We start from the raw sequence: 9,004 nt of genomic DNA, 5'->3' as shown, positions 1-9,004 counted from the left end.
TCGCGGGCACCGACGAGGCCGGTGTGGGCCCGCTCGCCGGCCCGCTGGTGGCGGCCGCCGTGATCCTACCGCCGCGAGCCCGGCTCCCGGGGGTCGACGATTCGAAGCGGCTGACGGCGCCCCAGAGGGAGTACTGGGCGGAGCGCGTGCGAAATTGCGCTCTCGCCTGGAGCCTCGTCGAGGTTCCGCCGGAGGAGGTGGACGCGATCGGGCCGTACGCGGCGGCGCTGCGGGCGAAGGCGGAGGCTGTCCGGCGGCTCGACCCGCCGCCGGACTACGTTCTCGTGGACGCGCACCGGCTCCCCGATCTGGGCCTTCCGCAGGAGGCGGTGGTGGGGGCTGACGGCCGTTTCCTGGCAGTGGCCGCCGCGAGTCTTCTGGCGAAAACGCACCGCGACTCGCTGATGCTCCGACTCGATCGCCGGTATCCCGGCTACGGGTTCGCCCGGAACAAGGGTTACGGGACGGCCGACCACCTGGCGGCGCTGGGGCGACTGGGGCCGTGTCCGGCGCACCGCCGGCGGTACGCGCCGGTGCGCCAAGCGTTGGGGCTGCAACCGCGCCTGCCGGTCTGAAGGGGAACGGGCGGCGAGTTCAGGACCGCGCCGCGCGGGCGGCGACTCCCTGGTCGAGGAGGGCCTCCGCTTCGGCCACGGACTCGGCGATCGCCTCCAGCGCCTCCCGATACGGCTCCGGCCTCCTCAGGTCGACGCCCGCGTCGGCCAGGAGATCGAGCGGGGGACGGCGGCAGCCGGCGGCAAGGAGCGCGAGGTACCGCTCGCGGGTTTTCCGGTCTCCGCCGGCGAGCCGGCGTGCGATCGCGGACGCGGCCACGAAGCTCGTGGCGTACTGGTAGACGTAGAAGCCGAAGTGGAAGTGCGGGACCCCCGCCCACTCCACCGCGTAGACGGGGTCGATCGCCATCACCCCCTCGGCCGTCCCGTGGTACGCGCTCAGGAGATCGAGGTAGCGCCGGTCGAGGCGATCGGCGCTCAGCGACTCGCCCCGTTCGACCGCTTCGTGGATGCCGAGCTCGAACTCGGCGAACATCGACTGCCGGAAAAACGTCGCGCGCGCTCCTTCGAGGTGATGGCCGATGAGGGCGAGGCGCGCGGCGGCGTCTTTCGCCTTCCGGAGCAGGTGGACGATCAGGAGCTGCTCGTTGACGAGCGAGGCCACTTCGCCGACGAAGATCGAGTAGCGCGCCGTCGGAAAGGGGTTCCGCTCCTGCGAAAGGCAGGAATGCATCAGGTGCCCGCTCTCGTGGGCCAGCGTGGCGAGACTGCGGAAGTCCTCGTGGTGGTTCAGCAGCATGAACGGGTGCAAGCCGTACGCCCCGTCGTTGACGTAGGCTCCTGACTTCTTGCCCGGCCGCGGATCGACGTCGACCCAGCCGCCCGACAAGGCGCCGGCGAGGCGGCCGACGTAGTCCTCGCCGAGGGGTGCCAGCGCCTCCAACACGGTCTCCCGGGCCGCTTCCCAGCCGAAGTCGAGCTCGAGGCCGTCGCACAGCGGTGCGTGAAGGTCGGCGTACTCGAGCTGCTCCACGCCGAGGCTGCGCGCCCGCATCCGGAGGCAGCGGTGCAGGACGGGCAGTCCGCGGCGCGCCTCCTCGAGCAGGAGCCGGTAGACCGGAGGGTCGATCTCCGCCGGCTCGAGGGCCGCCTCCAGCGCCGAACGGTAGCGGCGGGCCCGGGCGAGGAAGACGTGCTCCTTGACCGAGGCCGCGAGGCAGAGGGCGAGCGTCGTCCGGTACCGCCCGAGGCGCTCGTGGAAGAGCCGGCCCGCGAGCTGGCGGTCCTGTCGCGAAGGACTCGTTCGCGCGGCGGCGTAACCGGCGGGATCGAGCCGGACGCGGCGGCCGTCCGAGAGCGTCACGGTGGGCCATTCGATCTCCGCGTTGCGGAGGACGTCGCCGATCGTCCGCCCGTCGCCGCACAGGAGGCCCGACAGCCCCAGGACCTTCTCCGCCTCGGGACCGAGCGTGTGGTCGCGGCGGCGCTCGAGTTGCTCGAGGTAGCGGCGGAACGGGGCGAGCCGGGGTTCGGCGGCAGCGAACGAGGCCAGGGTGTCGGAACCCACCCGGAGGAGTTCCGGCTCCACCCAGGCGAGTGCGGCCGCCATCTCGGCTCGGAACGCCTCGATCGTCTGCAGGAGCCCGCGCGGGCCGGCACGGCGAAGGTCCTCGTCGGCCTTCAGGGAGGCCCAGGTGTGCAGCCGCTCGGCGAGGCGCAGGAGCTCGAAGATCGCCTCCAGCGCCTCGGCGAGCGTCGCCGGCGATTCGGCGAGCCGGCCGCGATAGGCCTCGAGGGCGGGAAGCCGGGCCGCCAGGCGGCGCAGATCCGCGTCCCAGGAATCCGCGTCCGGGTACAGCGGCGCGAGATCCCAGCGCCGGGGTGAGTGCGCGTTCGCCGTCATGCGCGGTTCCGGGCCCCTCCCGCGGCGGCGCCGCGAGGCGCCGCCCCCGCCAATATGGCCCGCCGGACGGCCGGGGGCATCCCCGGCCGCGCCGGGTGGTTCAGCCGCCCCGCCGAGCGCTCCCGCCGCCCGCCTTCTCGAGCGCCTTCCGGGCGGCGTTGCGAACCCGCGGCACCGGGTCCCGCGTCAACCGTTGCAGGAGCTCCATGGCCTTGGTGCCGCCGATCCGCCCCAGGCTCGCGGCCACCTTCTGCCGCACGGACGGCTCCGGGTCGCTCGCCAGCTCCTCGAGCACCGGAATCCCCTCCGGGCTGCCGATGTCGCCCAGCGCCTCGGCGACCTCGCCGCGAACCAGAAGGTTCCGGCGGTCCTTGTCCTTGGCGGCCTCGGCGAGGCGTGGGATCTGGCTGGCGTCGCCGATCTGCCCGAGTCCGTTGATCGCCAGAGCCCTGACCTCGGGGCTGGGATCGTCCACGAACGCGGCGAGGGCCTCGGCGGCCGGCTTGCCGATGCCGGCCAGGGCACCGGCCGCTTCGGTCCGGACGCTCGCGTCCAGATCCTGCCCGGCCTTGACCAGATCGGGGATCGCCTCCGCTCCCAGGAGGTCGGCCAGCGTCGACGCCGCGGCGGCGCGGACGATGGGGTCCTTGTCCTCGTGGAGCGCCGCTCTGACCCGGGCCAGGGCGTCGCGGCGCGCCTGCTCCGCCTTCGGTCCATCCTCGGGGAGGCCGATCCGGCGGAGGGCCCGCAACGCGTAACGGCGGATCCGCGGCTCCGGGTCCTCGAGCTGGCGGGCGATCGCCGGGACCGAGCCGACGTCGCCGAGCTGCAAGAGCGCCTCCATCGCCCCGAGCCGAACCGGAACCGACGGGTCGGCGAGGAGGGGCCGGAGGGCGGGGATCGCCTTCTTCGGCTTGATGCGGGCGAGCGCGCGGGCGGCGGCGGCCCGGACGAGGTCGCTGGGCCGCTGGCGCTTTCCCTCCTCGACCTTCGGTTTCGGAAGCAGCGCGATGAGCGCGTCGATCGCTTCGGGGGTGCCTATGGTCGCCAGAGCCGCCTCCGCCGCGGGGATGGCGATCATGTCGGGAGCGGTTCGGGCGAGCTCGGCGAGCTTCGGGACCGCCGTCCGGTCCCGCGCCGACTGCACGCCGAAGACGCCGGCCCGGCGGACGAGATCGGAAACGTCGTCGAGCGCCGCCCGAAAGATCTTCGCCGCTTCCGGGTCGTCCGGGAAGTTCTCGCGGAGGGTGGTCACCACCTCCAGCTTCACCGAGAAGTCGGGATCGTCGAAGGCGGAGCGGCACAGGTCCCGAGGCCGCGCCTGGTCCCACATCGAACACGCGGCATGGACGGCGCCGTCCCTGACGACCCGCTGCGGGTCCTTGTACAGCTTCTCGAGCAGGTCGGTTCCCTTGCCGCCAAGAACCTCCTGCACGGCCCAGATCGACTCCGTCCGAACGCGCAGGTTCGGATCCTGGACCGCCTTTTCGATCAGCGGCCGCGCCGCCTCCGCGGGGGGCTTGAGCCGCATCAGGGCCCGCAGGGCGGCCACCCGTTCTCCGGGCTCGTCGGAGGAGAACTGCTCGAACAACGGGGTCAGGTCCGGCTCCCCGGCGGCCGCCGGGAGGCTCGCGACGGCGACGGCGGCGAGGACGAGGGGAGCGACGCGACGGGAGAGCGGCATGGGATCCACCTCTGCCGGGAGGCGCGGCGGCGGTCTGCCGCGGCTGCACCCCGGTTCCGGGTAAGGGTAATCAGCCGTCCCCGCGGCCGCCAGCAGCGGCCGCCCCCTCTCGCCGTTCGGCGAGCGAGCGGCGGTAGGTCTGGGGGGCACAGCCCCGGAGGCGCACGAACGTGCGGTGGAAGTGCCGGTAGGTGCGGAATCCGCAGCGCCGGGCGATCTCCGCGAGGCTCAGATCGGACCTTCGGAGAAGCCCCTCGGCTCGCCGGAGACGGGCGCGATGGATGTACTGCGTGACCGTCATCCCGACCCGCCGGCTGAAGGTGGACGAGAGGTAACCGGGACTCACCCCCAGACAACGCGCCACCGCGGAGAGGGACAGGGGAGTGTCGGCTCGGCGTTCGATGAGCGTGCGGGCCCTGCGCACGAGTTCTTCCGGTCCCCGGGGAACCGGCTGCGCGAGCGCGCGCCGCTCGAGAAGGTCGGTGAACCGCCGGGCGAGTTCGGAGGGTTCGCTGGCGTGCCCGAGTGTTTCGAGAAGCTCCCAGTCGATCCGGCGAGGGGGTTCTCCGGAGGCTTCGCGCAACAGCTCGTAGCAGGCGAGACGGGCGGACTCGAGGCTCCCGTCCGCCCCCCGGAGGGCCGCCGCGAAGCGACCGAGCGCGGCCCGCACCGCATCGGGGCCGGCCGCACCGCCCAGGGCGGCGTGCAGGGACTCGGCCTCGCGCCGCCAGTCTCCGGCACCGCGCGGAACCGCGGCCGATTCGCTGGACTTCTCGCTCACCGCCGACTCCCGTCCCGGTACGGTGCCGGGACGGCACCCTGGTACGCCGAAGGCGGTGCCGCGGCAACGGCTGCGCGCCGTTCGGCTTTCGCGTTGCTCCCCTCTCCGGGCGCGTGTTAGCCTCCGGCGCGGCTCGTGGGAGCGTTCCGCCCGCCGCCGGCGAGGTCCGCCGAACCCGACGTCGCGGGGTCGTGCGATCGCGTGATGAATCTGCCGACAAGCCTGACCCTCTTTCGCATCTTCCTGGTGCCGTTCCTGGTGGTGGTCCTGCTCGCGCCTCCCTCGCGGCTCGCGGACACGCCCTTCTTCGGCACCGCGATTCCCGCTCCGCGCGAGGTGCTCGGCGTCGCCATCTTTCTTCTCGCGAGTGCGAGCGACTGGCTCGACGGCTATCTGGCCCGCCGGAGGAACCAGGTCACGACCCTGGGAACGCTGCTCGATCCGATCGCCGACAAACTGCTGACGTCGGCCGCGTTCATCTCGCTCGTGGAGATGGGCCTCGCGCCGGCGTGGATGGTGGTGATCATCGTCGGCCGCGAGTTCGTCGTGTCGGGTCTGCGCTCGATCCTCGCCGTCCACGGCGTGGCGCTGCCCGCGTCGGCGTGGGGCAAGCTGAAGACGCTGAGCCAGATCGTGGCCATCGTCCTGTTGATCCTGACGCGGACGCTGGACCGGTGGGGTCGGTACGGGTTCCTCGGCGTGGCGGCGCTGTGGGTCTCGATGCTGCTCGCGCTGGTGTCGGCGTTTCTCTATCTGGCGCGGTTCCTGCGGGCCTCGTCGGTGCTCATGCGGGACGGGGGCGCGGGAGGGGGCTCTTGAGACGCGCTCTGCGGCAGATCCGCGCGAGGTTGGCGGCCGGTCTGTTGACGGCGCTCCCCTTCGTCGTGACCGTCTGGCTCCTCGGGTTCCTGTTCCGGCTGGTGGACCGGGTCCTGACCGCCCGCTCTCTGCGGCTTCTGGAGCTGATCGGGAGCGCCGGGGCGCTTCCGGTGTGGTCGATCAGGCTCGCGAGCGTTCTCGTCGTCATGCTGGCGCTCTACCTTCTCGGGATCGCGGCCACCCACGTCGCCGGCCGGCAGCTCCTCCGCCTGGTCGAGTGGCTTCTGGCGCGCGTCCCCCTCCTGGGTGGCGTCTACCGGACGCTCCGGCAGGTCGCCGACGCGGTGGGAACGGGCGCGTCGTCGGCCTTCCGCCGCTGCGTGCTGATCGAGTACCCTCGGCGGGGGCTTTGGACCATGGCCTTCGTCACGAACGAGCGGCGGGTGACCGCCGGAGCGGCGGGCGAGCCGCTCGTGCCGGTCTTCCTGCCGACCACGCCGAACCCGACGTCCGGATACTTCCTCCTCGTCCCGGAGAGCGAGTGCCGCCCGCTGGACATACCGGTGGAGGAGGGGGTGAAGTTGGTGGTTTCGGGGGGCATCCTGCTCCCGCCGCTGCGCGAAGGACCGGAGGAACGCCCGTGAGGCTCCCCGAGGCGGTGATCATCCTCGTCGGCCGCGAGCTGGTGACGGCGGCGCAAGCGGACGAGACGGGGCCGCGGCTCGCCGCGAGGCTGTCGGCGCTCGGCTGCACCATCCGGGCGCGCATCTTCGTCCCCGACAGCGGGGAGATCCTCGCCGCGGTCGTGAGGGACCAGCTGGCGGCCGGTGTCGACGTCATCCTGGTCAGCGGAGGGCTCGGGCCGACTCCCGACGATCGGACGCGCGAGGCGATCGCCGAGGCGCTGGGTTCGGCCCTCCAGCGGGACGAAACGGCCTGGGAAGCGATCGAGAGACGGTACGAGGAGCGGGGCCGCGACGTGCCGCCGGGGGCGGAGCGCCAGGCGCTCTCTCCGACGGGGGCGGAGTTTCTCCCCAACCCGATCGGCACCGCGCCCGGCTTTCTCGTCCGCGCCGGGCGGACCCTGCTCTTCGCCCTTCCCGGCGTGCCCCGCGAATTCGAGGCCGTCTTCACCAGGAGCGTCGAGCCGGAACTGCGCCGGACGTTCGGCTCCCGAGTGGCGGTGGCCTCCGAGCGGCTTCACGTCGTGGGGCTCCCCGAGGCCGATCTCCACCGGATCGTGACGCGGGTCGTGGGGGAGGAATCGGGCGTCGAGGTGCACTACCTCGCGCGCCACGGAGAGGTCGAGCTGCTGCTCGACTGCCGGGCGGAGCGTCCCGCCCTGGCACGCGAGACGCTCGCCGAGGCGCTGGCGGCCCTCGAAAAGGCGCTGGGCGATCGGGCCTACGCGCGCGGCGACCGAACCCTGGTCGCGGTCGTCCGGGATCGGCTCCAGGAGCGGGGCTGGACGCTGGCGACGGCGGAATCGTGCACCGGCGGGCTGGTGGCCAAGAGGATCACCGACCTCGCCGGGTCGAGCGCGTTCTACCTCGGGGGCACCGTGAGCTATGCGGACGCGCTCAAGCGCGCGCAGCTCGACGTGCCGGCAGCCCTTCTCGACCGCAGCGGGGCGGTGAGCGGCGAGGTCGCGCGGGCGATGGCGATCGGCTGCAAGGAGAAGCTCGGCAGCGACGTGGCGTTGGCGGTGACGGGGATCGCCGGTCCCGGAGGCGGCAGCTCGGAAAAGCCGGTCGGTCTCGTCTACGTGGGGCTGGCCCTTCCCGGCAGGACGCTCTCCACGCGCCACACCTTTCTCGGCGACCGCACCGCGATCCGCAGTCTCGCCGCAGCCGCGGCGCTCGACGAGGTTCGCCGCGCCCTGTCGGGACTGCCGCCGCTGGGGCAGCCGGTCCCTGCGGCCGAAGGGGACGAGGTGGAATGACTTGGCGGCTCTTCCTGGCGGTCGCGGTCCCGGAAGCGACGCGGCGGCGGCTCGCCGAGTGGGCGCGGGGGCACGCGGGGAAGGGCTGGCGCCCGGTCGGGGAACGGCAGATCCACCTCACGCTCCGGTTCCTCGGGGAGACGCCCGCAACGCGTGCGGAGGCCATCCTGCACGCGGTGGAACGGGCGGTGGCGGCCGCCGAGCCGTTCGCGGTTCCGATCCGGGGCTGGGGCGTCTTTCCGGGACCGTCGCGGGCCCGAATCCTCTGGGCCGGTGTGGACGACCGCGATGGCCGGCTGGCTCGCCTCGCCGCCGCGGTCGAAGCGGCGGTGGTCGCGGCCGGGTTCCCCCCGGAAACGCGTCCCTTCCGCGCGCACCTCACGCTCGCCCGGGCGGGCCGCGGTGTCGGCCGCCCGGCCCTCCCGGGCCGCCCGAACGGGACGGAGCCGGTCTTCGGATCCCTGCCGGTGTCGGAGGTGGCGCTGATGCGCAGCCACCTGCTTCCGGAGGGGGCGCGGTACGAGCGGGTCGGCGCAGCCGGGCTCGGAGCAGCGGGAGAGGAGCGGGCGGAACGATGACGGCCCGGGTCGCCGCAGCGGTCCTGGTGGGCTACCTCGCGGGATCGATCCCGTTCGGGCTGATCCTGGTGAAGGCCGCCCGCGGTCTCGACATCCGCCGGATCGGCTCGGGGAACATCGGCGCGACGAACGCGCTGCGCGCCGGCGGGGTCGGGATCGGCGTGGCCACGCTCCTCCTCGACCTGCTCAAGGGAGTTGCCGGCTTTCTCGGCGGGCGGGCGGTGGCCGGACCCGGGCCGGGGTGGGAGATCGGGCTGCTCGCGGCCGCGCCGGTCGTGGGGCACATGTTCCCGCCATGGCTCCGCTTCCGGGGCGGCAAGGGGGTGGCGACGGCCCTCGGGGTCCTCCTCGCGTCCGACCCGGTCCTCCTCGTACCGACCCTGGCGGTGTTCCTCCTCCTGGCCGGTCCGTCGCGCCGGGTCTCGCTGGGTTCGCTCGGGGCGGCGGTCGCGGCGCCGGCGGCGGCGATGTGGCGGCACGGTTCCACCGGGTACGCCTGGGGCCTGGCCGCGATCGGACTGCTCGTGATCTTCCGGCACCGGGACAACGTCCGGCGGCTGCTGGCCGGCCGTGAACCGCCGATCGGAGGTGCCGGCGGCGGAAAGGCGTCATGACCGGCCCGGTGGCCGTGGTGGGGGCCGGCTCGTGGGGCACGGCCCTCGCCGTCCACGCTGCCGGGGGCGGCCCCGTGCGACTCTGGTGCCGCCGGCCGGAGCTGGCCGCGGAGATCGGGGCGCGCCGAACGAACGAGTCCTACCTCCCCGGTGTCGTGTTGCCGCCGG

General features: G+C 73.5%; 10 protein-coding genes. 7 read left to right on the top strand and 3 right to left on the bottom strand.

Annotated features, from left to right (window positions below):
- On the top strand, positions 1–575 hold a 575-nt coding region (locus tag D6718_08555; GenBank protein ID RMG45062.1), incomplete at its 5' end, for a ribonuclease HII.
- Between the two features lie 19 nt (positions 576–594).
- Here D6718_08555 and D6718_08550 read toward each other — a convergent pair.
- The 3 genes from D6718_08550 to D6718_08540 all read right to left on the bottom strand — a co-directional run bounded on the left by D6718_08550 (position 595) and on the right by D6718_08540 (position 5,093).
- Positions 595–2,418, bottom strand: coding sequence for an oligoendopeptidase F family protein (locus D6718_08550; protein RMG45059.1), 1,824 nt, complete (start codon positions 2,416–2,418; stop codon positions 595–597).
- Positions 2,419–2,518: 100 nt separating this feature from the next.
- Positions 2,519–4,102, bottom strand: coding sequence for a hypothetical protein (locus tag D6718_08545; protein ID RMG45058.1), 1,584 nt, complete (start codon positions 4,100–4,102; stop codon positions 2,519–2,521).
- A 70-nt stretch (positions 4,103–4,172) separates the two neighbouring features.
- On the bottom strand, positions 4,173–5,093 hold the full coding sequence (locus tag D6718_08540; protein ID RMG45061.1) for an AraC family transcriptional regulator: 921 nt from the start codon (positions 5,091–5,093) through the stop codon (positions 4,173–4,175).
- Between D6718_08540 and pgsA the strand changes: the two genes are divergently transcribed.
- The 6 genes from pgsA to D6718_08510 all read left to right on the top strand — a co-directional run.
- Positions 5,088–5,702 (top strand): CDP-diacylglycerol--glycerol-3-phosphate 3-phosphatidyltransferase, encoded by a 615-nt coding sequence (gene pgsA, locus D6718_08535; GenBank protein RMG45060.1) that lies wholly within the window; start codon positions 5,088–5,090, stop codon positions 5,700–5,702. The genes D6718_08540 and pgsA overlap by 6 nt on opposite strands.
- Positions 5,699–6,346, top strand: coding sequence for a DUF502 domain-containing protein (locus tag D6718_08530; GenBank protein RMG45057.1), 648 nt, complete (start codon positions 5,699–5,701; stop codon positions 6,344–6,346). The genes pgsA and D6718_08530 overlap by 4 nt, the downstream gene beginning before the upstream one ends.
- Positions 6,112–7,644: a CinA family nicotinamide mononucleotide deamidase-related protein gene (locus D6718_08525; protein RMG45056.1), complete on the top strand. Its 1,533-nt coding sequence runs from the start codon at positions 6,112–6,114 to the stop codon at positions 7,642–7,644. The genes D6718_08530 and D6718_08525 overlap by 235 nt, the downstream gene beginning before the upstream one ends.
- The gene (gene thpR, locus D6718_08520; protein RMG45055.1) at positions 7,641–8,222 is read left to right on the top strand and encodes an RNA 2',3'-cyclic phosphodiesterase; all 582 of its coding nucleotides are present in this window, start codon (positions 7,641–7,643) and stop codon (positions 8,220–8,222) included. Before D6718_08525 ends, thpR begins: the two co-directional genes overlap by 4 nt.
- On the top strand, positions 8,219–8,836 hold the full coding sequence (gene plsY, locus D6718_08515; GenBank protein RMG45054.1) for a glycerol-3-phosphate 1-O-acyltransferase: 618 nt from the start codon (positions 8,219–8,221) through the stop codon (positions 8,834–8,836). The genes thpR and plsY overlap by 4 nt, the downstream gene beginning before the upstream one ends.
- Positions 8,833–9,004, top strand: a 172-nt coding sequence (locus tag D6718_08510) for a glycerol-3-phosphate dehydrogenase (GenBank protein ID RMG45053.1), incomplete at its 3' end; no start/stop codon positions are given. The genes plsY and D6718_08510, both read left to right, overlap by 4 nt.

The sequence above is a fragment of the Acidobacteriota bacterium genome, from assembly GCA_003696075.1.
Lineage (GTDB): Bacteria > Acidobacteriota > Polarisedimenticolia > J045 > J045 > J045.
The sequence above is the reverse complement of the archived record's forward strand: the minus strand, read 5'-3'. Positions and strand labels throughout refer to the sequence as shown.

Excerpts from the sequence above, each read along its gene's own strand:
- D6718_08550 (RMG45059.1), bottom strand. The coding sequence starts at position 2,418 with ATGACGGCGAACGCGCACTCACCCCGGCGCTGGGATCTCGCGCCGCTG.
- D6718_08545 (RMG45058.1), bottom strand. The coding sequence starts at position 4,102 with ATGCCGCTCTCCCGTCGCGTCGCTCCCCTCGTCCTCGCCGCCGTCGCC.
- pgsA (RMG45060.1), top strand. The coding sequence starts at position 5,088 with ATGAATCTGCCGACAAGCCTGACCCTCTTTCGCATCTTCCTGGTGCCG.
- thpR (RMG45055.1), top strand. The coding sequence starts at position 7,641 with ATGACTTGGCGGCTCTTCCTGGCGGTCGCGGTCCCGGAAGCGACGCGG.
- plsY (RMG45054.1), top strand. The coding sequence starts at position 8,219 with ATGACGGCCCGGGTCGCCGCAGCGGTCCTGGTGGGCTACCTCGCGGGA.